Consider the following 23,714-nt stretch of genomic DNA (forward strand, 5'->3'; position numbering starts at 1 on the left):
CACAGTTGGGAAGGGATTCACATAACTCTATTACCTGTTCATTGATGATTTGACACAGGTTCTCTCCAGCACCAGGGGATATTACGTCAAAGGCTATAGATGCGATCTTTTCAATGAATGTTTTCAAATTGGCAGAGCACATAAACAATTATGTATAAGATTCTTTCTATTCATAAACAATAAAAGATTGTAATGTCAAGTTTAAATCCGCAACACAAAACAATGAATATAATGTCCCTTGAAATTTTTTATTTGTCTTATAATAGTTGGTGTTTTATATATTGCAAATAATTATCATAGATTGACATTCAGCTAAACGATGAAAAAAAGAAGAATCGCGATAGTCTATCTGGGCAACACACGCTCGGAATCACCATTCAGACCTCAATTTGAATTCATCCAGCCCTCCGGGCTGCATTATATTCATTCATGCGTTTCACGTGACCGGCATCCGTCAATGATCATAAATCAGGTTGGCGACAACCTGTCAAATGAGGAAGTAATCAGCAGGATCAACGAATTCGAACCTGATATTGTGCTTTTCAACCAGTTTTTCACAACGCGTGAAAAGATAAAATCCATAACGAAACAACTGCCGCATCGATATATAGTAGGCATCGGCAACCATGACGCAACATTTCATTCGCTGAGTTTAGACAAGGCGCGTTTTTACGATTATTATTCCCACATTGATTTCGCCTGGCAGGGTGAGGCAGAAAACGGCTTTCGTGAATTTATTTTGACAATATCCAAGCGGAACCAGCCGGTACGAATCAATAATCTTCATAATAGAATTACGCACATGGACAGCTTGCCAATCCTGCCTCATAACGATTATTCAGACGAAATCGGATTCATAGTTACATCACGAGGCTGCATGATTAATGGATGCGAATTCTGCACAACACCGCAGTTTTATCAAGATGGCTGGAAAGCGAGGAGTATTAGCCATGTTCATGAAGAATTATCCAACTTAAAAAAATCAAACAAGAAATTCGTCATGATATGCGACGACAATTTCTTCGGATTCAGCAATACAGATCTCGAAAGAGGCTCGGAGATCATTTCACTGTGCAAGGGATTAGGTTTACAAGTGTCATTAATGACAACCGTTCAACAGATACTTAATGCTGAATCAAGAGGATTTCTTTCAGATTATACGGGAACACTTGTGCATGTATATCTGGGTGTTGAAAACGGGGACTCTGGATCGCTAATAAAATTAGGGAAAAAATGCAATCCCGAACAGTATCCCACGATGGCGGCCCGGGCCATTGACATACTTATGAACCGCAACATTTATCCATACCTGGGTTATATCAGCTTCAACCCTGAAACAACATTGAGCGAACTGCATTCCAGCGTTCAGTTTTTATACAGCACCATTCAAGGCTCAATATACTATTATTTAAGCAAACGATTAGAAATCTACGAGGGGACGCGTCTATTCAAGAAATATGAGGGCATTATTGACAAGGGCTGCTTTTTTTCAGATGAATCCGTGGCTATCGCACATGGACTATTCCAATACATAAAACCTTTTGCTGAAAAGGCTGATTATCTTGATTTTGAATTAGCCACTATTTTATCAATGAACCAGCAAAAGGACCGCTCATTAATGATCGAATACACGGCCATTAAGAAGAAAATCAACCGGTTAAATTATGAATACTGCGAAGAAATCATTGCCATTTCAGGTATCACTGGATCATTACCACGGGTATTTGATTTGGTCGAAAAATATAAGAATTCCATCATCAAGTGCCTGAAGGATTATATTTCAATAATCAATAATACTTTAACAAACCACGATTATACCGTATTAAATAAAAATTTTTTATTGGAAACTGTCGAATTAATTCAAAGAGACTCCAGTGAAATAAATAATCCTTGACTTTCACAATTTGAACCTGCATATGTAAAATATTATATTATATATCGTGGAGGTTTTAATGGCTACTATTGCGGATTTTATCAAAGATTCTTGCAACAACAAGCAGCTGAGTTCTTCCATTATTGATCAGCTTAAGAATGCAACCCCCGAGCAACTAGAGAAGATATTTACCGATAACGGTTATACTGTTTCTCTGGATGATTGCAAAAAAATCATTGCCAATAAAGATAGCATCATCAGCGCTGGAAATACGGTGCAGCCTCTTTATTAATTATGCGAATTGACACATCTATGTAATAAAACACAAAAAGCAAAGACAGACGAGTTAACTTTGCTTTTTTTATATGATCAGATAAAAAATACGTTTAATGAAAAAATTATTTTTATTATTCATCATTCTCCACTGTGCGATCATTCCATTATATTCCAATGATGATTCCCTTCTTATTGACTCAAAAGATAAGGTCTTTACCCTTTCCGAGAAATGGCTTTTTCTACCCAGCGATAATCTGAACAATAAAAAGATAGACCTGAATACATCAGACTGGAAACCCCTGTCACCAACCAAGACATGGAACAATGTGCCATATTTAAGGGATTATGATGGGAACGGCTGGTATAGATTAAACTTGTTATTATCGGAAGAAATTCAAAGTCCTGCATTAATGATGTATTTTCATTATAAAAGTTCACAGGTGTATTTGAATGAGCAATTAATCTATGACAATCATGCAGATTTTTCAAAGAACAATAAACAAAGCATCGCGGGTAAACCCGATATTGTTTATATACCGGAAAAGTTGCTCCATAAAGGAAAAAACGTATTAGCTGTCAGAACCGGCAAAAAAGACGAGGGAGGTTATTTAGGAGACTTTCTGCTCGGCCCATTGGACCAAATAAAAATAAAACGGGATATATATATCACATGGTATACCACATTAATAACAATATCATTATTCCTGGGATTCTTTTTCATATTATTATATTTTAAACGGAAAAATGATGTATTCTATATTTACTTTGCCGGTTTGACAGCATCAATTGGAATCTGGATTCTAGGTTTAAAAGGGATCATTTTATGTTTGATTGATTCTCAATTAGCGTATTATCTAACGACCTACATTGGTGCATTCCTTACACCAATAATGGTTCTGAATTTTCTTCAATCATTCCTGAAACAAAAAAAGCATATACTCACAAGATTGTTCGAAATTATATATTCGTTCTTCGCACTTTTCCTTATTTCTGAGATAATACTTTCCGGTCAAATATACATCTTTAAAAAATTGATATTCAAACCCTTTATGTTTACGACAGCAGTACTCATATTGTTCGGTATCTATCTCTCTATCATCGGGATAAAAAATAAAATACATTATGCAAAGACAATTGCCAGCGGAACAATAATACTGGGAATTTCAACACTGATTACAATATTTAAGTATACTCTATCATTGAATCTGCCGGATATTACGATCGAATCGTTTTTCATAATGATAATTCTTTTTTGCACCATACTTGCGACCAGATATTCCGAAGTATTTAACGACCTCGAAACCGCCCATTCCGACCTCCTGGTCCTGGACAAAATGAAAGACGACTTCCTGGCCACCACCACCCACGAGCTGCGCACGCCCCTCCACGGCATCATGGGCATAGCCGAGTCGATGGAGACAGGCGCCCTGGGGGACCTGAACGCCCGCCAGAAGGAGAACCTGGAGCTGATCCGGTCGAGCGCGATGCGCCTGAACGGCCTGGTGAACTCAATCCTCGACTTCAGCAAGCTCCGGGCGGGCAAGGCGGACCTCTTCCTTGAAGAAGTATCCATCGGCGACCTGGTGTCGTCGGCCCTTTCTTTACTCAAACCCTCGGCGCAGGAGAAGGGCCTGGAGCTCCGGTCCGAAATCGGCGACCTGCCGATGATCAAAGCTGACCGGAACCGCCTCTACCAGATCATCTTTAACCTGGCGGGCAACGCCATCAAGTTCACGGACACGGGATCGGTCGTGGTGAAGGCAACGACCGGGGACGGCCATGCGCGGGTCTGCGTCACCGATACCGGCCCCGGCATCGCGCCGGAGGACCTGGGCCGCATCTGGAGTCCCTTCACCCAGGCGGAGAGCGCCGAGACGCGCCACACCGTGGGCACCGGCCTGGGCCTGGCCATAACAAAGTACCTGGTGGAGCTCCACGGCGGCCGCATCTGGGCCGAGAGCGAGCCCGGCAAGGGAAGCGTCTTCTGCTTCGAGCTTCCCCTTGAGCCGCCGGCTGCGGGCATAGAGAGGACGACCGGCTCCGGCGAAGCGCCGGCCTAGGCCCCGGCTCCTCCCGTGAAGGGCGCCTTCACCTTTGTGACCGCCTCCAACCCGGAAGTGGCGAGGGCCACCCTACTCGCCGTGGACGACGACCCGGTGAACCTCCGGGTGCTGGAGAACATCTGCGCCGAGAGCAGCTACAAGCTCATCACCACCGGCGCCGGGCCCGCGGCCCTGGACATCCTGAAGCGCTCCGAGATAGACCTGGTCCTCCTCGACCTGATGCTCCCCGGCATGAGCGGGTACGAGGTGTGCGAGAAAATCCGTGAGACGGAGAAGGGACGGTACATCCCGGTCATCATGGTCACCGCCCTGGACCAGGCGGGCCACATGGCCCGGGGATTCAGGACCGGCGCCAACGACTACATCACCAAGCCTTTCAACCGCCACGAGCTGGTGATGCGCATTGAGAACCAGCTGGCCATCAAGCAGATGCTCGACATGGAGAAGACCGTGGTCAACGGCCTCCGCAGGGAGAAGGACGCCATTTCAAACATGTTCCAGCGCAGCGTTGACCTGAAGGAATCGGCCCTGCAGATGGCCGAGTGGGAGAAGATCATAAAGGAGGACCTGGCCATCGCCCGGGCCTTCCAGATGAAGCTCATGACCGGCGCGGTGAAGTCGCCCTGGATCGAGTCGAGCGTCACCTACCTGCCCCTCATGGAGGTCGGCGGCGACGTGTACGACATCTTCGAGTTCGGCCCCGGCGTGATGCGCTTCTTCATCGCTGACGCCACGGGCCACGGCATCACGGCCTCGCTCAACACGGTGAAGATCCTCACGGAGTACGCCACCGTCAAGGAGGTGATCGAGTCGCCGGCCGCGCTGATCTCCTACCTGAACCGCCGCTTCATGCAGAGCGCCGGGCAGGAGCAGATCGTGTTCGCCTGCGCCGTGGCCGACGTCAACCGGAAGACCGGAACCGTCACCATGGCCACGGCCGGCCTCCCGTCCCAGTACCTCCTCCGGAACGGAACGGTCACGGCCATCGAATCGATGAACCGCATCATCGGCCTCTCCGGCAGCGATGACTTCCGCGAGGAGAGGCATCCCCTCGATCCGGGCGACACCCTCTTCCTCGCCACGGACGGGCTCACGGAGATGGAGGAGGCCCGCGCCCTGGTCCGCGCCTCCGGCGGCAGGGACATCCTGGGCGAGCAGGTCGCCAGGGCCTACGTCGGCCATGACTTCGAGGCCGCCGCCGCGGAAATACTGAAATTCTTCGGCGGGAAAAAGCGGATCGCCGGCGACGACATCACCTTCATCGCCGCCCGGAGGATGCTCTGAAGGGGGCTTCGAAAAATTATTGACGCACCTTGCCCTGTCCATTATAATTAGAAGATATAAGTGATAATTGTTACTACCACATTTATTTGGCCATGAGCGCTCAAAGTTTATCATCAAAACAAATCCTGGCCTCTCTTCAAGATAATGCCGGTGATTTAAAAAGCAGGTTCGGTGTAGAGAGTATCGGGCTTTTCGGCTCCTACGCCCGGGATACCCAGTCTGGCGACAGCGATATCGACATTCTGGTCCAGTTCGCCGACGCCTCCTTTGACAACTATATGGACCTCAAGTTCTACCTTGAAGACCTGTACGGCCATGCCGTCGACCTGGTCCTTATCGATTCCATAAAACCGCGGATCAAGCCTTATATCATGGACGAGGTCCTCTTTGCCCGGGGATTATAGGCACTAATTTCGAATTAATCCCGTGAAATTGAATGGACATTACACAATGCTTCTTCAATTATTATTTCGATGAATTTCAAAGAAATTAAATATAGCGGCCATGCCATCCAGAGGATGTTTGAACGAGGCGTACAAACCAGTGACGTTGAGAATGCGGTCCGCTCATGGAATGTTATCACCTCATATAATGATGACGAACCCTACCCGAGTTATCTGCTCCTCGGGTTCATCGGCCCAAAACCTCTTCATGTTGTTGCGGGAATTGACGAAAAGAATGATATCTGTTATATTATTACCGTATATCCGCCTGATCCGGAATTATGGACGGATGGTTTCACAAGGAGGAAGCAGTAATGAAATGCATGTTGTGTAAAAACGGCGAAACGAAACCTGGAACCGTGACCATCAGCTTGAATAAAAATGAAACCGTCGTGGTAATCAAGGACGTCCCTGCCGATGTATGCGTCAATTGCGGCGAGTACTATCTTTCTTCAGCCGTTGCAGGCGATATCCTCAAAAAAGCGGAGATCGCTGCTTCCAAGGGTGTTGAAGTCGAGATTATCAGGTATGTGGCCTGACGCGCCTATCCATCGGGATTGATGACTTTGATCTTCTCCCTCGAAGCCGCCCGTATCAATCTCCTGCCGCAGAGAATAAAACTTATTGCAAAACTGTCATTTCGACGAATCCCGGCATTCCGGGATGAGGAGAAATCTTGACGGGATGTGAATAATTCAAGATTTCTCAACCCGAAGTCGATTACACAGCCCAAACTTTTCAGTTTGGGCTGTGCTGTTTTATATGCAGGCATCCAGGAGACATTTGCCGACGGGTATGATATTTACAATAAAGGACTTCTATTATAATCTAGTGCATACGAGTTTTTCAAATTGAGTAACCGATAATATTGTCGTATTTAAAAGTCTCCGTGCTCCGATAAAATCCTTATCGCCGGTTATCAAATAATCAGCATCCGAATCGATCGAACATTCCAAAAACGGGGCATCTTTTTGGTCGCGGGGAAACTTAATTTTTCTTGAAGTTTTAATGCGCTTCGTGGCACCATCAATGAGAGAAAACCAATGCTTTAAAATATTGTCGGGGAGATTGAATTAAGGGCGTGCAAGTACATTCTTGTACTCTTTGATTTTCTTGCGAGTTACCACCCATTCTATATCAGGATGTTCAACAATGAAGAGTATAACTTTTTCCGGTGTTTTATCCTTAATGATGGCGGAAACCAATACATTCGTATCTATGACCACCTTCATATCCCGGATCTGTAATCCTTTATTTCCTTAATAATGTCCGCTTCAGTTATTTTTTTTATTACTGGAAGCTTCTGGGTTTCCTTAAACAGTGACTTCATTTCCTTAGCAAGAGCGCCCCTCTTTTCATCCGCGAAAACTATCACCTCTAATTTTTCTCCTTTTTTAAAAGGAAGACCGGATAGCGTTATTCTGCCGGAGCTCTTCATTATTACCGATTTTTTAATTGCTTTCACGATGCTATCACCTCTTGCGTATTCCTTGTTTATATTTAACTTTGTTGATAATTTTGTAAATCGATTTTTGTTTATTTAATATACCCGACCATCAATTATGGCAGCTATTTTCCATTTACTCTCATGTCGCTGGTTTGGATATCGTTCTTGTATACTCGCAAATTATTATTATAACTGAATTTTTATCATTCAAAAAAAGCATTCAATACTGAAATTATTAAATTATTTCTATTAACCTCATAACACGCCGTCACAAACACCAGCCTGTTCCGTTCTTCATAAAATACCCTGCTGCAAGCTGCCGGGTATTTTGTCGCATAATGTTTTGCGCGCTTTCATCCCCGGAGCAAAGCCCCGAGGATGAAAGCGCGCCGCGATCAAAACGCTTTAAATTGAGGAATTTTAGATGGCAATTGAGCTGTATTCCCGTTGCGCCTACCTGTTTGGGCAGTTCGTGGGAAGGGGAAAAAGTTCGACCCGTGTCGTTTTTGGCCCGCCAAGCGGGGTTCGAAATGACAAAACAAGAAAAATAACAGGTCAATTGGAAAATCTATTTCACCTTTCTCCACGTTCCGCATTGATGAAATCCAGGGTCGCCTTTTTCGTTTTTAATGTAATCTTCCGGTTCTCCCGCTTCCAGCCCTGTTCAACATTTCCAAAAGGCACCAGCCTGGCAACGGGCTTTCCTTTCCGAGTGATGATAAAGGAGCTGCCATGCTCCACCTGGTCGAAATATTCCTTTGATTTGTTCCTGAATTCGGTGAATTTGAGATAGTTCATGGATCGCCCCTCTTATGCTTTGATAATGTCATTATATAATGACATTTTGTCATCATGTCAAATTAATTTGACGACAGGAGAAACCCGGAAAGAGCTCCCTCCACGGTCAGGGATGCATTCATGGCCAATCAAAGGACCGAATACATTCATAGGCCCTGGATCTTACTTATATAAACGAAAGGGGCGGCGAAATATTAAAGATTTTTGCTGAAATGCGCCATTCTACCAAAAAATAGTACTTTTAAAACCAATCTGAACGGAAGGTACTGACAAGAATCCCCATTACCGTGTATTCGGCAATGATAGTTATCGGTGACTGATCACTTCAGGATTAATATTAACTTACATCAGCATTATATTTGACTGTTTATTAATATTAATGCGTGATTGCAACATGAAGAACGCCAAGCGAATCACCATAGTAGCCCTCGGCACATCCCGGAAGGAATATCCCTACCTTCCCGGATACTTTTATTGCACCTCATCAGGAATTCACTACCTCAATGCGGTTCTCAGGGACACTGGATTTGAAACTACTATTGTAAATCAGGTATCAGACAACCTATTAGAAGAAGACCTGACAGGAATAATCAGGAACTCAAATCCTGAGATAATTCTCTTTAACCAATTTTTCACTATGCGAGAGCGTTTACACGCAATTGTTAAAGAACTCGGGGAAAACTATATCTACGGCATCGGCGGCCATGATGCCACGTTCCATGCCCTGAGCCTCGTGGAAGAATCGGATGTCGTGGCAGCCATCGCAGGAACGGAGCGGCGCCCCGTTATATTACACCCGAAATCCAAAAGCCTAACAAAATACTACTCCGGCATCGATTTCATCTGGCTCGGTGAAGCGGAAAATGGAATTGCCGATTTCCTCAAATCCATCGACAAACAGCAGCATCCCATCCTTGCGTACAATCTTGATAATCGAACCAGGGACCTTGACACCCTGCCGATTTTAAAACACGACGATTATACCTCAGAATCCGCCTTTATCGTCACATCCCGGGGATGCATGAAGGAAGGGTGCGACTTCTGCACCACACCTCTCTACTATCGCGATGGGTGGCGAGGGAGAAGCATAGGCCATGTTGAGGAGGAATTATACAACATAACGAAAGCCGGGAAAACATATCTTTATATATTCGATGACAATTTCTTCGGTCTAACAGACCAGTCATTGGAACGTGGTGCTGAAATCATCGGTATATGTCGAAAACTTGGCATCCAGTGCATGCTCCTGTCCACGGTGCGGCAGGTTTTGTGCGCCGATCAGCTTGGGCTCCTTGAAAAAATGTCCGGCACCGTTACCTGCGTGTTCATCGGCGTTGAGAACCTCTCATCATCGGCGTTGCACAGTCTGGGGAAAAAAACGAATTACCGTGAAAACCTTTTAAAAAACAAGCAAGCAATTGATGCCCTGGTTCGTTGTGGTATTTTTCCATACCTGGGTTATATGAATTTTCAGCCTGAAACGACATTGGATGAGTTAAAAGAAAGCGCTAAATTCTTATATGAGACAAACATGGAGGCATCATATTTTCATTATTTATGCAATCAACTCAATATTCTTGAAGGAACGAAGATATATAATCGTTATTTAAATTCCGGCAGAGCCCGAAAAAACGAATTAAACGGCATTCTTGAATGTGAATTCAATGATAAGCGGGTTAAAAATATTAATAGCATTCTAAACTCTTTGAGTGACCGATCTCGGAAAATTGATTTTTTTATTAATGAAATCGGCAACTTGATATACGCCAACAACTTAATCAATTCACAGGAAGGCTTATCCTATAATAATATTAGAAGAACTATATGCGATAATAATATGCGCATATATAATGAAATAATAAATAATATCGAAAAAGAAAATGCCGTGGCAGCTTATATCAACGCTTCGGATGATTATGAAATTCTTTATAATGAGTCGATTATATCATTCAAACAGCTTCTGTCATCAATTAATATAAAATCGAATATTTTTAATGATTCGATGACATTATTGAATAATATATCAATCATTTAAATATATGGTCTAATATAATGAATCCATGGTTCAATCAAATATAATCAAGACATAAAATGAGCTTTCTTATCTGGTAGTACTCAACGAAATGATAGTTCATTTTTTATATTAATGAAGTATTTATTCTTATTTTTTAGTATCCCCTCAGTTAAAGATTGTATACAAATAAAATCATTGACTTTTAATGTAAACTTTATAGCTTGATTAAAAACTGGAGGTTACCATGTCAGATTTTATTGATTTCATTACCGATAACGCCAATAATCAAACCACCGGTAAAAAATTATTAGCTTTACTGGCAGATAAAAAGACAACAAAAGCAAAACTCCAAGCATGGTTTAAAAAGGAAGGTTACGATATAACCCTTCAGGAATGCCAGGAACTTATTGATAAACAAGCGAATTTTAAAGGCCTCAGCAGCATTATCAACAATAATGTAAAATATTAATAATAATCATATTAATCAGCAAAAATGTATACTTTTGTGAAAAAGCTGTTTCTTTTATCATTTTTTTTTTATTGATAAACACACTTGCTTTTGCAAATGAGCCAAGCATATCAATCAATAAAGATATAATCTATACTCTTGATGGCAAGTGGCGTTTTATCACTGATGATTCATTAGATTATTCCAATATCAAAGTTGATTTCAAGCCCGATACACACGACCTGCAATATCCACACCTTTCATGGCTCGATAATCAAAAATATCAAAATTATACAGATCATGCCTGGTTTAGAATTGATTTAATAATCAGTAAAATAAACAATTTATCACTGTTTATCCCGCTCCATTTTCATGGTACTCAGTTCTTTATTAATGGAAAAAAATTTTACGAATCCAGAGATTTCAATGACAAGCAAGGGCTCAAGCATTTACTTGGCAAACCGACTATTGTGGAAATCCCGCAAGAATTTCTTACAGCGGGGAGAAACCTATTAGCAATTAGAACCGGCACTATCGATAATAAATCCGGTTTTGTTTATCCGTTAAAAATCGGACCTGCACAAAAAATATTTAATAATTTTATGCAGCAAATTATTTGGTACGTTCTGCTCGCTTCTGTAAATATCTTCCTTGCGATATACTTCATATTCATATACATATATAGAAAAGAACCATTTTATTTACACTTTTCCATACTATCTTTAGCATTGGGATTCTGGACACTTGGATATCATGGTTTAAATCTTTATATTGTCGATAACAATGTTTCTTATATTATTTGCACCTATGTCTGTGCAATTCTCGTAAGCGCATTTTATGTTACGTTCATCCATTCTTTTCTAAAAATATCATATAATATTTTCACATATATCTTATTGGGCAGCATGATTTTCTTCATAATTTTTACCTGCGGAGAGACTCTGTTAACATGCCATATCCAGGTGTATGTGAAACACATATTTAAATTTTTTCTTATTATTGGATTACTTCTCGTTTTTTATGGTAATGTTATTTGTATAATTGGAAAAATTAAAAACAGGCCGTATTCACTGAGAATATTTACAGGAACATTTATTTTATCATCAAGTTATGCGTTAAGTATATTATCCTTTCTGGAAATCACAAAGAATTACCAGCTTGTTTCAGAAGGATTTTTCGCAATGATTCTTGTTTTTGCGTCCGCCCTTGCCTCCCGTTTCTCCCAGGTCCACGGCGAACTCGAAAAAGCCCACGGCGACCTCCTGGTCCTGGACAAGATGAAGGACGACTTCCTCTCCACCACGACCCACGAGCTCAGGACGCCCCTCCACGGAATCATGGGCATAGCCGAGTCCCTGGTGGACGGCTCCCTGGGGGACATGACCATGCGTCAGAAAGAGAGCCTGGACCTGATACGGCTGAGCGCCGGCAGGCTGAACGGCCTGGTCACCTCCATCCTCGACTTCAGCAAGCTCCGTGCCGGGCGGGCCGACCTCTTCATCGACGACGTGGCCCTGGGAGAGGTGATCACCTCCGTGCTGTCACTGCTGGAGGCCTCGGCCAAAGGCAAGGCCATCGAGTTCAGGACCGACATCGGCCCCCTGCCGAAGATCAGGGCGGACCGGAACCGCCTCTACCAGGTCCTGATCAACCTGGTGGGGAACGCCATCAAGTTCACGGAAAAGGGGACCATAACCGTGCGGGCCTCCCTGGCGGGAAGCGACACGGTGCGCGTCGAGGTGGAGGACTCCGGCCCCGGCATCGCGCCGGAGGACCTGGCCGGCATCTGGACCCCCTTTACCAGGGGCGGCGACGCTGACACCCGCCGCGCCGGCGGCACGGGCCTCGGCCTGGCCATCACGAAGAACCTGGTGGAGCTCCACGGCGGCACAATCCGGGTCCAGAGCGAGCCCGGCAAGGGGAGCGTCTTTATTTTCGAGATCCCGGTAAAAGCCCGGATGGCCGGTATCGACCGCGCGAAGGCGCCGCAGTACGATCTGTACCTTCCGGATACGGCGGTTCCCGCCCCTGCCGCGGACACTTCAGCCGCGGCGGAGACGGTTGAAGCGCCCGTGGAGGACGAAGAAACGGGAAACGAGGAATGGACGGAGCCGGTGGCGGCGCGGCGCGACGCCCCGGTGATCCTGGCCGTGGACGACGACCCGGTGAACCTCAAGGTGATAGAGAACCTCTGCCGCCCCCGGGGCTACCTGCTCTTCACCGCGGAGGACGGCCCCTCGGCCCTTCGCATGATAGAGACAAACGACATCGACCTGGTCCTCCTGGACCTGATGCTCCCCGGCATGAGCGGGTACGAGGTGTGCCGCGAGATCCGGCGCATGGACAAGGGCCGCCACATGCCCGTCATCATGGTCACGGCCCGCGACCAGGTGAGCGACCTCGCCCAGGGCTTCAGGACCGGCGCGAGCGACTACATCACCAAGCCCTTCAGGAGCCAGGAGCTGGTCCTGCGCATCGAGAACCAGCTGGCCCTCAAGATGCTGCTGGAAATGGAGAAGTCCCTGGTCAACGGCCTCAGGAAGGAAAAGCAGTCCGTCACGGGCCTGCTGGAGCGGACCATGGACCTGAAGGAATCGACCCTGCAGATGCTGGAATGGGAAAAGATCATCAGGACCGACCTCGGCGTAGCCCGGACCTTCCAGGAGCGCCTCATGTCCCACCGGGGCCCCTTCGAGGGATTCGAGGCGAGCGTCCATTACCATCCCCTCATGGACCTGGGGGGCGACGTGTGCGACATCATCCAGCCGCGGCCGGGCGTGCTCCGGGTCTTCCTGGCGGACGCCACGGGCCACGGCATATCCGCGTCCCTCAACACCGTGAAGATCCTCACGGAGTACGCGGCGGTCAGGGAGACCCTGGGCTCCCCGGCGGAGATCATGGACTTCCTGAACCGGCGCTTCTCGAAGCAGTTCAAGCAGTACGGCATCGTCTTCACCTGCGTCATCGCCGATGTCGACATCGCCGCCCGGTCCGTCACGGTTGCCACTGCCGGTATGCCGCCCCAGATGCTCCGCCGCGGCGGCGAGATAGCGGTCATCGGCCCCACGTGCCCCATCATCGGCCTCTCCGACACCGTCGCCTGCCGCCAGGAGCGCCACGCCATGAGACGGGGCGACATCCTCTTCCTGTACAGCGACGGCCTCATCGAGATGATCGACGGGCGGAACCGGGGCGGCCCGCGGACCGCGGACAGCGCCCAGGTCCTGGCGGACGCCCTGGCCTCCCGCTACCAGGGCGCGAACCTTGAAGAATCCGGCGGCGCGCTCCTGAGGCAATTCGGCGGCGTCGAAAATATTTCCATCGACGATGTCACCTTTATCGCGGTGAGGATTACCGGGTAGCGTGCCCGCGCCGGGCGGCGGCGCGCGGGACCGATCCGGGCAACACCATAGGCACCCTTTGCACAGGCGGTTTCATGCTTCAGAACCTGCGGTCAATAACGCGCCACGACTCGACCGGTCCCGCCCTTGACCGGAACGAGCGCAGGCGCTCCATCGTGGTCAAGGACACGCTCTACGTGTACAGCGCCTACGCCATAACCATTCTCATCACCCTGGCGGCCCGCGCCATCGATCTCACGGACATAGCGTACCCGGTCCTGGCGGGCCTGTTCCTCTGGTCGTCCGCCCAAACCGCGGTCTTCATCGCCATCGCGGCCGCGAAAAAATCGGTGACCCCGCGCTTCGCCAGGGTCCACTACACGGGCCAGTTCGCGGTGTGGCTCTTCACCTACGCCTTCTGGATCTTCCATATCGGGCCCATCCGCTCAGCGGGGCTCCTCTTCGCGCTCATGGCCATGGCCTTTCTCCTGCCCAACTCGAACCTGTTCGAATCGTACCTGCTGGCCGCGTCCATCGCCGTGGTCCAGGCCTTCGTGGCCGCCTGGGGGATCCATTTCGCCGGCCAGCCGGGCTCGATGGTGACAGAGCTCTTTTACATTCTCTGCTTCTTTCCCGCCGCCCTTTTCATCAGCTTTCTCGCCGGCCAGTACGAGCGCCAGCGCGAGAAGGCGCGCCGGGCCCGGGTCCAGGCCGCGGCGGCCCGGGACGCCATCTGGAAGGTGATCCGCAAGACCGCCGACGCCGGCGGCGACACCCTCCATGACGCCCTCTACCTGGTGAACCTGGTCTTCGAATACTGCGGCGCGGCGGAGGGGTGCCTCTTCGCCCTGGACGCGGAACGGGGGCGTCTTGACCCGGTCTTTTCCAGGCTCGAAAAAGCGTCCGGCGGCGGCGCGCTGACGGCCGCGGCTGAGGCCGCCGCCGGCCTGCGGGAGCCGGAGCCCGGCGGGGACGATGTCTTCTGCGTGGCCTTCATGCCGGCCCGGGGCTCCTCCGGCGTCTGCTCCATGGTGAGCCCCCGGATGATCGGCTCCGTGACGGATCCGGAGCTCGATGAAATCAGGGAGATACTCTCCCGCTGCGCCGGGGTGCTGTGGCGGTCGCCGGCCCACGACGAGCCTTCGGGACCCGGCATGGAGGACAAAACGGTCCTCACCGAATCGTCGGTGGAAAAGATCGAGAAAGCCATGGCGTATATCAGGGAGAACTTCACCTCGGAGATCTCCCGCGACGGCCTGGCCTCACACCTGGACATCAGCCCCAACTATTTCGGCAGGCTCTTCGCGGAGTACACGGGCAAGAAGATGAACGATTTCATCATCGACCTCCGGGTCGAGGAGGCCATGAAGCTCCTCCGGAGCACTGACCGGCAGGTCATCGATATCGCCTTCGAGGTGGGCTTCAACAACCTGCGCACCTTCAACCGGGCCTTCAGCAAGAGCCTTTCCATGACCCCCCAGGAGTACCGGAAGTCGGGGCGGTAGGGAGCGGCGTTGGCGCTCCCTGCGCGGGGCTCACCGTTCGCCCGCCTCACCCCCCTGTCCCCCCGAGGGGGCATGACGCAATTCTCACACGCCCCCTCCGGGGGTCGGGGGGGTCTAAATCACGCAAAAAAATGTCTAAAATAAACAATACACAATGGACAAATTCAACAATTCTTGATTATGTCGTGCATTTAAAGATATAATATGCTATTATTTTATCATACCGTCTGGACGCTTTTTTGCGGTATCAAGCAATTTAACTATGAATACAAATTAAACGCAGGAGGATCGGATGAAAAAATTGTTAGTGGCATCATTTATTGTGAGTCTTTTCCTGGCGGTGATCGGCTGCGGCATGGCCGACATGACCAACCCAACGGCTAACGAGTTCGACGTGGTCATAGTGGGCGACTCGATCTATGACCTGGACGGGTTCATCCACGCCAATTTGAAGACACTGTCCGGCAAGTCGTACAAGGACTATTCTAAGAGCGGCGATACCGTGTCCTACATCACCAAGCAGTACAACACCGCCATAGCGGCCCGGCCAACCATCAAGACCATCCTCATGGACGGCGGCGGCAACGACATCCTGATGGACGTGTACTGGAGCCAGGCATGCCAGGCCACCTCGACCATCTCGTCGGCCTGCAAGGCCTATATCGACGGCGTCCTTGACCAGGACGAGGCCCTCTGGGAAGACATGAACGATGACGGCGTGGACAACATCTTCCATCTCGGCTACTACCGGCTGAAAAAGGGCATACTGACCACCCTGCTCTATGGCGGCACCAAGCTGAACCCGGCAGTGGTTTACGCAGACGACCAGCTCGCGGCCGCCTGCGCGGTTTCCCCGGCCCAGTGCTGGTTCATCGATCCCCGGGCCGACTTCCTCGGAAAAGAATCGAGCTACATCAAATCCGACGGCATCCACCCCACCAATGCCGGCGGCAAGGTCATAGCGACCAAGATCTACAACAAAATGACCGCTGTGGGAGCGTATAAGTAGCAGAACAGGAAAAGTGATCCTCATTTAAATGAGTGAACCCCTCCCCCTTGATGGGGGAGGGCAGGGTGGGGGTAAAAGCAACACAGGCACCCTCCCCCCGGCCCCCTCCCATCGAGGGAGGGGGAACGACACCGCCCCCCCTGTTGCGCAGGAGATTGAACCGTGAAAGGCAAAAAACTTCTCTTAATCCTGGGCCTGGCCTTCGCCGCGGCCGTCATTGCGGTGATATTCATGGCCGGCGGCACCTCGCCCAAGGGCCCGTCGGAAAAGGGAGACCGGTCAAAGCAGGGCATCGCCTTCCCCGACCTGTTCGGGTCATTTACGATCTTCAAGGACGACATGGACCTGAAGCAGGTCATCGCCGACGACCCGGAGATCGAAAGGGTCCTGGCCATCATGAAGGAGCGGTACGGGAAGAAGCTCTCGGACAAGAGGATCCAGATACGGCTCCTCGGCGGCCTGATGCGGCATCTTAAAAAGAAAAATCCCTATGACTGGAAGGAGCGGATCAGTGCGGTCATCGACGCGGAGTTCCCCGAATACGCGGCCGAGCTCAAGGACAAGCTCGACAAGCTCGACGAATACAACGCCTACCTGAAGGAGCACCGGGAGGAGCTCAGGTCCATGGACCGCCCGGCGATGAAGGAAGCGATGCTGGCCAAGAGGCGGGAGATCTTCGGCCACGAGTGCGACGAGATATGGGACAGGGAGCTGACCGCCGGGAAGATATCGGACATGGTCGCCAGGCTCGACGGGAGAAGGGACCTGTCCGCCTACGACAAGATGCGCGTCTATGGCTCCTTCGCGAAGAGCCTCTACCCGGAATCGTCGGACATTTCCTCCGGGAAGAGCGGCGACGAGATCATGGTGCGCAACTACGAGCTGGCCAACAATTTCCTCGAGATGGATTCCGTGCAGTCGGAGCTGAGGGCCATGGCCCCGGACGAACGGGCCCGGTTCCTGAGGCAGATGCGGCTCTCCGTGGGGCTGAAGGAGGACGTGGTCCGCAAGATGGCGGAGGCGGACGCCGTCCGGGACCGGATGTGGGAGAACGGGCCGGCCTACAACCGGGAGCGGAGCGACATAGTTTCGAAGTACGACGGCGACGAGCGGGAGCAAAAGCTCAACGAGGCCCGCAGGAAATACTTCGGAGAGAACGCCGGCATGATCAAGTTCGAGGAAGATACGTTTAAATTCAACAGGTTCCAGTTCCCCCGGAAATGGGGACGGGACTGACGGCGCCGGTCATTCCTTTTCCGGCTTTTCCGCCACGCCCCTCTCTTCAGGCTCATGGTCGGGGATTTTCTCGCCCACATCGACCCACCCGTACACGCCCCGTATCGAATCAAAGGAGCATAGGTCGTAAAACCTGAAGTTTTCCGCCGTCTGGCGCGCCTTCTCGTTGTTGGTGAAGCGCGCGATCTGCTGCTGGTGCGCCGGTCCCATCGGGTACACGGCGACGCCCCCGGGTTTGACCGTGTTGATCAGGAAATAGGGCGTGCGCATGCAGGCCGCGAACACGATGACCGCGTCGAATTCCCCCAGGGGACCGTCGAAATCGGTGGCGTCCCCCGCGTAGAACCGCACGTCCCGTCGCCCCTCGCCGATGACGCGCTCCTTGGCCAGGCGGGCCAGGCCCTCGTGATACTCGATCGTCACCACGTCCCGCGCGATCGACGCCAGCACCGCCGTGGAATAGCCGGAGCCGGTGCCCACCTCAAGGACCCGATCGCTTTTCTTCAGGTTAAGGTGGCCGATCATCTTCGCCATCACGACGGGATCGTCGCTCTTCTGCCCGGAGCCGATGGGGATCAGGTCCCGGGAATAGGCGCGGTCCGCGAATATGGCGTCGAAGAACCTCGGCCGGTCCACGGACTCGATGGCGTCAAGGACCGTTTTCTCGATCGACGCGTCTTTCAGCAGCTTCAGGTATCTGGTCTTCTCCTTCATGTAGCATCCCCCGCCCTATTCGAAAAACCTGATGAGGTAGGTGAGAAAATAGTCCGAGATCAGTATCATCATCGACGACTTGACCACGGCCTGTATGGTCGATTTACCAACGCCCTCGGCGCCGCCGGTGGTGTGGAAGCCCTCGTAGCAGGAGATGACAGCTATCTCCATGCCGAAGAACACCGACTTCACCAGACCCGTGGTGAGGTCGCTCAGGTTGGTATACTGGAGTATATTGTCCACGTACTTGTCGACGGTGATGCCGAGGGAAAAAAAGGCGATGAAGGCGCCCCCGAGGACGCCGACGACGTCGGTGATAAAGGTGAGCACCGGCGTCATCACCAGGGAGGCGAGGAAGCGCGGCACCGCCAGGTACTGGACCGGTTCGGCCGACAGGGTCCGGAGCGCGTCGATCTGCTCCGTCACCTTCATGGTGCCGATCTCCGCGGCGATGGACGAGCCGACCCGGCCGGCCAGGAGGAGCCCGGTGAGGACCGGGCAGAGCTCGCGGAACATGGATATGGTGACGCCGCTCCCCACGAATATGGACGAGCCGGACATGAGGGAATCCATCACCCGGCCGAGCTGAAAGGCCATGACCATGCCGGTGAAGAAGAGGGTGATCGCCGTGACCGGGATCGACTTGTACCCGATCTCGACCATCTGGATGATGATATTCTTCGCGTCAAAGGGGGGACGGAACATCCACAGGATGATGTCGCGGAAAAAAAGCCCGTAGCTCCCCACGCCCTCGAACGCCGCGAGGGCCCCGTCCCGCGCCTCACTGAACTTCATAATCCGGACCCATGGTATCGTAATCGCCGTGGATCTCTTCGAGATCGTCGAAGCGGGTGTACTTTTCCCAGAACTTCAGGGGGACGTCCCCCACGGGGCCGTTCCGCTGCTTGGCTATGATCACGTCGGCGACGCCCCGCCGCTCCGTCTCCTTCTTCACCTTGTCCTCGCGGTAGATGAACATGACCACGTCGGCGTCCTGCTCGATGGCGCCCGATTCGCGGAGGTCGGCCAGGGTGGGCCGCTGGTCGGTGCGGTGCTCCACCTGCCGCGAGAGCTGCGACAGGGCGATGACCGGCACCTCCAGGTCCCGGGCCAGCTGCTTTAAGAAGCGCGATATCTCGGCGATCTGCAGGTGGCGGTCGACCCGGGCGTTGGTCCCGGTGATCAGCTGGAGGTAGTCGACGACGATGATGCCGAGGTTCTTGTGCTTCTGCGCCAGGCGCCGCGCCTTGGCGCGCATCTGGAGCACCGTGGAGGAGGGCGAATCGTCTATGAAGATGGAAGCCTTTGAGAGCTTCCCCGATGTCTCGATGAGCTTGTGCATCTGCTCCGACTTGATGTAGCCGGTGCGCACCAGCTGGGAATCGATCATGGAGTCGATGCAGAGCATCCGCATGCCCAGCTGGGTCGCGGGCATCTCGAGGGAAAAGAAGAGGACCGGCCTCTTCTCCTTCAGGGCCACGTTGTTGACGATGTTCAGGGCCAGGGCCGTCTTCCCCATGCCGGGGCGGGCCGCGATGATGATGAGCTCCGCCGCGTGGAAGCCGGTGAGCATCTCGTCGAGCCTGCGGAACCCGGAGCCGACGCCGGTGACGACCCGCTTGGTCTCGTACCAGTTCCCGATGTTGTTCATGGTCTCGTGGAGCACTTCCTCGATCGGCTTGAAGTCGGCGGTGATGCGTTTTTCCGTGATTTCGAAGATATCGCGCTCGATCCGGTCAATCAGCTCCTCGGTCTCGATGGACATATCGTAGCATTTCTCCACCGACTCGGTGGACACCTCGATGAGGCGCCGCCTGAGGGAAAGCTCCTTGATGCGCTTGGCGTAGAACTCGGCGTTGGCCGAGGTGGACACGGACCGGTAGAGCTCGACCAGGGCCTGGTCGCCGCCGACCTTGTCGAAGGTGCCGTGGTCCGTGAGGCGCTGCTTCACGGTGGTGAGGTCGACGGGGAGGTCCTTCTGGAGGAGCTCCATGACCGCCCCGAAGATGATGCGATGCTTATCCAGGTAAAAATCCTCCGGCTGGAGGATTTCAATCACCTTGTAGAGGGCTTCCCTGCTCAGCAGAACCGAGGCCAGGCAGGCTGTTTCAGTTTCAACATCCTGCGGGGGAAGCTTTTCGGAGAGCATGTATTACTCCTTGCCGACGATTATCTTTATCGCGGGGGCCTGCCCTTCGTCCAGTTTGATTTTAACGGTGTACTCCCCTTCCTGCTTGATGGGGGTCTCGATTATGATCTTCCGCTTGTCGATCTCGAAACCCTTCTCTTTCAGCTTCTTGGCGATGTCCATGGCGGTGACCGACCCGAAGAGCTTGCCCTCTTCCCCGACCTGGACCGCTATCTGCAGCTCGAGGCCGGTGATGCTCTCGGCGAGCTTTTCGCTCTGCTTCTTCCGCTTCTCCTTCTTGATCTTGACGAGCTTCTTCTGGTGGTCGATCGCCTTCTTGCTTGAGTCGTTGGCGACGATGACCAGCTTCCTCGGCAGCAGGAAGTTCCGCGCGTAGCCGGGGGACACCTCCTTGATGTCGCCCGCGTCTCCCAGGTTCGGTATATCTTTTTGTAATATGACTTTCATCGCATGCTCCTTGTATAAAGAAAATTCTTATTCAGTGTCTTTTTTATTGGTATCGACGGTTATCCGTTTCCTGAAATCGGCCCACACGTCCAGCGCCCCCAGCCCGGCGAGCATGATGAACAGGAAGAGAGCCATCCACATCCCCGCGATCAGCATCACCGTAAGCCCCAGGGGGAGAAAGTAGCCGGGGAGCCCCCGCTGGATCAGGAAATACTTGATCAGCCCCAGCGCCTGCACGAAATAAAGCAGCGCCGCCCCAAGGGCTATATTCAAGCCTGCACTATGCAGCACCGGGTATGCGCCCTTGTCAATAAGTAAATAGGCCGCCAGGCCCCCTATCAGCACGAATATGAAATAGTCGTTCAGCCTGAACCATTCCAGGCCCGCCCCGACCTTGACCGGCACCATCCGTTTCAGGAAGCGCTCCATGACCAGGTACCCCAGGCCGGAAATGACCACCGCGTTCACAAAGGACGAAAAGGGCACCCGGGCCATGATGTCGCCCCGGGAGGCGTCGAACTCTGCCAGGAACTGGCGCTTTATATCCCCGGGCGCGCCGCCCGTATCCATGATCCGGACCAGCTCGCCCCTCATCATGCCGATAAAATCGACATTCTGGTAATAGGCCATGTAATAGAAAAAGCCGGTCACCAGAACGGAAAGAGCGACGGAGGTCGTCACCAGGTAAAACTCGAAGCTCTTTCCCTTTTTCAGGGTGTATCCCCCGATGCCGCCCAGCAGAAAGGGCGCCGCCACCAGGGGAAGGTCCATCACCCTTCCGGTAACGAGTACCACCGACACTGTAAGGACCGCGAAGATGACCAGCGCCTTCCATTCGAGCCGGTGATACAGGTAGGCTGAGCCCACCATCAGCATCAGGGCGCCGGCAACGGCGGCCAGAACAGCAAGCACGGAACTTATTGCTCCACGAAGGGCAGCAGGGCGATGGCCCGGCCGCGCTTGATCTCGCGGGCAACGATCCGCTGGTGCTTGGAGCAGGTGCCGGTGACCCGCCGCGGCAGGATCTTGCCCCGGTCGGTGATGAACCGCTCGAGGATGTCCGGCCGCTTGTAATCAATGGCGACGTTCTTGTCCTGGCAGAAGATGCACATCTTCTTTTTGAAGCGGGGAACCCGCATTCCGCCCTCGGAAGAGCCGCCTTCGCCGCCTTCCCTGTCGCCGAAACGGCCCCTGCGGGGAGGACGGTCGCCGCGCTCGCGGGAATCGCTGCGGGGCGGCCTGTCGCCCGCCGGCCTGTCGCCTGCCGGTCTTTCAGGCGCGGACGGCGCTGCCGGCGCGGTTTCTGCGGCCGGCGCTGCCGCGGCCTGCTCGGCCGGCGCTTCGGTGGTTTGACCTTCTTTTTTTTCGTTATCTATGGTATCAGACATGGTATGCTCCTCTCGGTTATAATGATAATCGATTATTTCACGTTAATTAAAAGGGGATATCCTCATCGGAAAAAGGATTTTCACCGCCCGATGAAGGCTCGTGGGACGACGACGGGACGTCCATGGGCGCTTCCTTGGCGCCGCCGCCGCCGCCGGGGGCGTCCAGGAACTGGAAGTTGTCCACGACGATCTCCACGATCTGCCGCTTGTTCCCGTCCTTGTCGTCATAGGACCGCTGCTGGAGCCGCCCCTCGATGCCGATGCGCTTTCCCTTCTTGCAGTATTCGGCGATAACCTCCCCCGTCTTGGCCCAGGCGACGCAGTTGAAATAGGAAACCTGCTCCTTCTTTTCGCCGCCGGTCACGTAGGACCTGTTGTTGGCTATGGAAAAACTGCATACCGAAGTGCCGCTCTGGGTGTACCGGAGCTCCGGGTCCCTGGTGAGCCGCCCGATAAGAATCGCCTTGTTCAGATCGCTTGCCATGGAACGCCTCCTTGGTTAAGCGGTAGCCGCTTGGGTGATCTTCACGAAAAGGTACCGTAAGATATCGCTGTTCAGCCTGAAGTCGCTGATGATCTTCTTCACCGATGCGGGCGGTATCTGCACGTTCATGAAGAGATAATAGCCCTGGGTTTCGCCGTCGATCTGGTACGCCAGCTTCTTGATGCCCAGCGAATTGTCGCTGATGACCTGCGTCCCGTGCTTGGTCAGGATTTCCTTGGTCTTCTCGATAAGGGCCTCCGTGTCCTTGTTTCTGAGAATGACCGTGAGCTCATAGGTTACCATATGATTTGCTCCTCCCTCTGGTTATAGTAGCTGAAATGCCCGGCGCCGGGAGGCGACCCGCTTTCAGCAGAAAGGTGAGCCAATAGTCGCAGGGGGCGCATTTATTTCAAGAATAATTCTTGTTTTTATCTATTAATATATGTTTTATGGATTATGTCGTTTCATCCCTGCCGTCCCGGGGTGATTTCAGAGCCTCTGTTTAAAAGATATCCCGCAGACATTACAATTGTTGGCTCCCATAAGGAACAACCATTCACAATACGCAGCGCTTAAGCGTGGCTTAATGGTTGATGGTAAAACAGGAAGGGCTAACCTATTGCTTCAGGTCAGCCCTCATTCTGCAAATAACAGATTTTCAACGGGGGGGGGGGGGGGGGGGGGGGCTTGGGTGGCGGCGTGGCGCAGGCAGCACCCGGCGGCGGGCCAGCGTATTGAGTTTATTTTGTTTTTGTCGAGTGAGAAGCGAAGTATGTGTTCTTATTGGTCAGCTTT

Annotated in this window: 22 protein-coding genes and 2 pseudogenes; 13 read left to right on the forward strand and 11 right to left on the reverse strand. The window is 51.7% G+C overall.

Annotated elements, in window-relative coordinates:
* Positions 1-319: 319 nt before the first annotated feature.
* The 7 genes from KA369_16140 to KA369_16170 all read left to right on the forward strand — a co-directional run bounded on the left by KA369_16140 (position 320) and on the right by KA369_16170 (position 6,478).
* Positions 320-1,894 (forward strand): hypothetical protein, encoded by a 1,575-nt coding sequence (locus KA369_16140; GenBank protein ID MBP7737513.1) that lies wholly within the window; start codon positions 320-322, stop codon positions 1,892-1,894.
* 58 nt (positions 1,895-1,952) lie between these two features.
* Positions 1,953-2,165, forward strand: a complete 213-nt coding sequence (locus KA369_16145) for a hypothetical protein (GenBank protein ID MBP7737514.1) — start codon at positions 1,953-1,955, stop codon at positions 2,163-2,165.
* A 616-nt stretch (positions 2,166-2,781) separates the two neighbouring features.
* Complete coding sequence (locus KA369_16150) at positions 2,782-4,209, forward strand: sensor histidine kinase (GenBank protein ID MBP7737515.1); 1,428 nt, start codon at positions 2,782-2,784, stop codon at positions 4,207-4,209.
* 15 nt (positions 4,210-4,224) lie between these two features.
* The gene (locus KA369_16155; GenBank protein MBP7737516.1) at positions 4,225-5,496 is read left to right on the forward strand and encodes a fused response regulator/phosphatase; all 1,272 of its coding nucleotides are present in this window, start codon (positions 4,225-4,227) and stop codon (positions 5,494-5,496) included.
* A 92-nt stretch (positions 5,497-5,588) separates the two neighbouring features.
* A complete protein-coding gene (locus tag KA369_16160) occupies positions 5,589-5,900 on the forward strand; it encodes a nucleotidyltransferase family protein (protein MBP7737517.1) in 312 nt (103 codons plus the stop codon).
* Between the two features lie 69 nt (positions 5,901-5,969).
* Positions 5,970-6,254 (forward strand): DUF4258 domain-containing protein, encoded by a 285-nt coding sequence (locus KA369_16165; GenBank protein MBP7737518.1) that lies wholly within the window; start codon positions 5,970-5,972, stop codon positions 6,252-6,254.
* Positions 6,254-6,478, forward strand: a complete 225-nt coding sequence (locus KA369_16170; protein MBP7737519.1) for a type II toxin-antitoxin system MqsA family antitoxin — start codon at positions 6,254-6,256, stop codon at positions 6,476-6,478. Before KA369_16165 ends, KA369_16170 begins: the two co-directional genes overlap by 1 nt.
* A gap of 282 nt (positions 6,479-6,760) precedes the next feature.
* On the opposite strand, the pseudogene KA369_16175 reads toward KA369_16170, so the two are convergent.
* The 3 genes and pseudogenes from KA369_16175 to KA369_16185 all read right to left on the reverse strand — a co-directional run bounded on the left by KA369_16175 (position 6,761) and on the right by KA369_16185 (position 8,184).
* Positions 6,761-7,171, reverse strand: a pseudogene (locus KA369_16175) (putative toxin-antitoxin system toxin component, PIN family).
* The gene (locus KA369_16180; protein ID MBP7737520.1) at positions 7,168-7,377 is read right to left on the reverse strand and encodes a hypothetical protein; all 210 of its coding nucleotides are present in this window, start codon (positions 7,375-7,377) and stop codon (positions 7,168-7,170) included. Before KA369_16180 ends, KA369_16175 begins: the two are co-directional and overlap by 4 nt.
* A gap of 582 nt (positions 7,378-7,959) precedes the next feature.
* Positions 7,960-8,184, reverse strand: coding sequence for a type II toxin-antitoxin system Phd/YefM family antitoxin (locus tag KA369_16185; protein MBP7737521.1), 225 nt, complete (start codon positions 8,182-8,184; stop codon positions 7,960-7,962).
* A 394-nt stretch (positions 8,185-8,578) separates the two neighbouring features.
* Between KA369_16185 and KA369_16190 the strand changes: the two genes are divergently transcribed.
* The 6 genes from KA369_16190 (at position 8,579) to KA369_16215 (ending at position 17,737) form a co-directional block, all read left to right on the forward strand.
* On the forward strand, positions 8,579-10,219 hold the full coding sequence (locus tag KA369_16190; protein MBP7737522.1) for a hypothetical protein: 1,641 nt from the start codon (positions 8,579-8,581) through the stop codon (positions 10,217-10,219).
* Between the two features lie 223 nt (positions 10,220-10,442).
* On the forward strand, positions 10,443-10,667 hold the full coding sequence (locus tag KA369_16195) for a hypothetical protein (GenBank protein ID MBP7737523.1): 225 nt from the start codon (positions 10,443-10,445) through the stop codon (positions 10,665-10,667).
* Between the two features lie 581 nt (positions 10,668-11,248).
* Entirely contained in the window at positions 11,249-14,008 is a 2,760-nt protein-coding gene (locus KA369_16200; protein ID MBP7737524.1) for a response regulator, read from the forward strand.
* Positions 14,009-14,082: 74 nt separating this feature from the next.
* A complete protein-coding gene (locus KA369_16205) occupies positions 14,083-15,492 on the forward strand; it encodes a helix-turn-helix transcriptional regulator (GenBank protein MBP7737525.1) in 1,410 nt (469 codons plus the stop codon).
* Positions 15,493-15,784: 292 nt separating this feature from the next.
* Positions 15,785-16,501 carry an SGNH/GDSL hydrolase family protein gene (locus KA369_16210; protein MBP7737526.1) on the forward strand — a complete coding sequence of 239 codons (717 nt, stop codon included), beginning with the start codon at positions 15,785-15,787 and terminating at the stop codon, positions 16,499-16,501.
* Between the two features lie 162 nt (positions 16,502-16,663).
* Complete coding sequence (locus tag KA369_16215; protein ID MBP7737527.1) at positions 16,664-17,737, forward strand: hypothetical protein; 1,074 nt, start codon at positions 16,664-16,666, stop codon at positions 17,735-17,737.
* Between the two features lie 9 nt (positions 17,738-17,746).
* On the opposite strand, the gene KA369_16220 is transcribed toward KA369_16215, so the two are convergent.
* The 8 genes and pseudogenes from KA369_16220 to rpsF form a co-directional block, all read right to left on the reverse strand.
* Positions 17,747-18,451, reverse strand: coding sequence for a methyltransferase domain-containing protein (locus KA369_16220; GenBank protein MBP7737528.1), 705 nt, complete (start codon positions 18,449-18,451; stop codon positions 17,747-17,749).
* A 15-nt stretch (positions 18,452-18,466) separates the two neighbouring features.
* Entirely contained in the window at positions 18,467-19,246 is a 780-nt protein-coding gene (locus KA369_16225) for an ABC transporter permease (protein MBP7737529.1), read from the reverse strand.
* The gene (gene dnaB, locus KA369_16230; protein MBP7737530.1) at positions 19,233-20,600 is read right to left on the reverse strand and encodes a replicative DNA helicase; all 1,368 of its coding nucleotides are present in this window, start codon (positions 20,598-20,600) and stop codon (positions 19,233-19,235) included. Before dnaB ends, KA369_16225 begins: the two co-directional genes overlap by 14 nt.
* Before the next feature lie 3 nt (positions 20,601-20,603).
* A complete protein-coding gene (gene rplI / locus KA369_16235; protein MBP7737531.1) occupies positions 20,604-21,047 on the reverse strand; it encodes a 50S ribosomal protein L9 in 444 nt (147 codons plus the stop codon).
* A gap of 27 nt (positions 21,048-21,074) precedes the next feature.
* Complete coding sequence (locus KA369_16240; GenBank protein ID MBP7737532.1) at positions 21,075-21,959, reverse strand: DUF2232 domain-containing protein; 885 nt, start codon at positions 21,957-21,959, stop codon at positions 21,075-21,077.
* Between the two features lie 5 nt (positions 21,960-21,964).
* Positions 21,965-22,435: a 30S ribosomal protein S18 gene (locus KA369_16245; protein MBP7737533.1), complete on the reverse strand. Its 471-nt coding sequence runs from the start codon at positions 22,433-22,435 to the stop codon at positions 21,965-21,967.
* Positions 22,436-22,481: 46 nt separating this feature from the next.
* A complete protein-coding gene (locus KA369_16250) occupies positions 22,482-22,919 on the reverse strand; it encodes a single-stranded DNA-binding protein (GenBank protein MBP7737534.1) in 438 nt (145 codons plus the stop codon).
* Between the two features lie 15 nt (positions 22,920-22,934).
* Positions 22,935-23,222: pseudogene (rpsF, locus tag KA369_16255) on the reverse strand (30S ribosomal protein S6).
* Between the last annotated feature and the right edge of the window lie 492 nt (positions 23,223-23,714).

This window comes from Spirochaetota bacterium (assembly GCA_017999915.1).
In the GTDB taxonomy this organism is placed as follows: Bacteria; Spirochaetota; UBA4802; order UBA4802; family UBA5550; genus RBG-16-49-21.

Coding starts and splice junctions, on each gene's coding strand:
- KA369_16140 (MBP7737513.1), top strand. CDS start 320: ATGAAAAAAAGAAGAATCGCGATAGTCTATCTGGGCAACACACGCTCG.
- KA369_16145 (MBP7737514.1), top strand. CDS start 1,953: ATGGCTACTATTGCGGATTTTATCAAAGATTCTTGCAACAACAAGCAG.
- KA369_16160 (MBP7737517.1), top strand. CDS start 5,589: ATGAGCGCTCAAAGTTTATCATCAAAACAAATCCTGGCCTCTCTTCAA.
- KA369_16165 (MBP7737518.1), top strand. CDS start 5,970: ATGAATTTCAAAGAAATTAAATATAGCGGCCATGCCATCCAGAGGATG.
- KA369_16170 (MBP7737519.1), top strand. CDS start 6,254: ATGAAATGCATGTTGTGTAAAAACGGCGAAACGAAACCTGGAACCGTG.
- KA369_16180 (MBP7737520.1), bottom strand. CDS start 7,377: ATGAAGAGCTCCGGCAGAATAACGCTATCCGGTCTTCCTTTTAAAAAA.
- KA369_16185 (MBP7737521.1), bottom strand. CDS start 8,184: ATGAACTATCTCAAATTCACCGAATTCAGGAACAAATCAAAGGAATAT.
- KA369_16190 (MBP7737522.1), top strand. CDS start 8,579: ATGAAGAACGCCAAGCGAATCACCATAGTAGCCCTCGGCACATCCCGG.
- KA369_16195 (MBP7737523.1), top strand. CDS start 10,443: ATGTCAGATTTTATTGATTTCATTACCGATAACGCCAATAATCAAACC.
- KA369_16200 (MBP7737524.1), top strand. CDS start 11,249: ATGCAGCAAATTATTTGGTACGTTCTGCTCGCTTCTGTAAATATCTTC.
- KA369_16205 (MBP7737525.1), top strand. CDS start 14,083: ATGCTTCAGAACCTGCGGTCAATAACGCGCCACGACTCGACCGGTCCC.
- KA369_16210 (MBP7737526.1), top strand. CDS start 15,785: ATGAAAAAATTGTTAGTGGCATCATTTATTGTGAGTCTTTTCCTGGCG.
- KA369_16220 (MBP7737528.1), bottom strand. CDS start 18,451: ATGAAGGAGAAGACCAGATACCTGAAGCTGCTGAAAGACGCGTCGATC.
- KA369_16225 (MBP7737529.1), bottom strand. CDS start 19,246: ATGAAGTTCAGTGAGGCGCGGGACGGGGCCCTCGCGGCGTTCGAGGGC.
- dnaB (MBP7737530.1), bottom strand. CDS start 20,600: ATGCTCTCCGAAAAGCTTCCCCCGCAGGATGTTGAAACTGAAACAGCC.
- rplI (MBP7737531.1), bottom strand. CDS start 21,047: ATGAAAGTCATATTACAAAAAGATATACCGAACCTGGGAGACGCGGGC.
- KA369_16245 (MBP7737533.1), bottom strand. CDS start 22,435: ATGTCTGATACCATAGATAACGAAAAAAAAGAAGGTCAAACCACCGAA.
- KA369_16250 (MBP7737534.1), bottom strand. CDS start 22,919: ATGGCAAGCGATCTGAACAAGGCGATTCTTATCGGGCGGCTCACCAGG.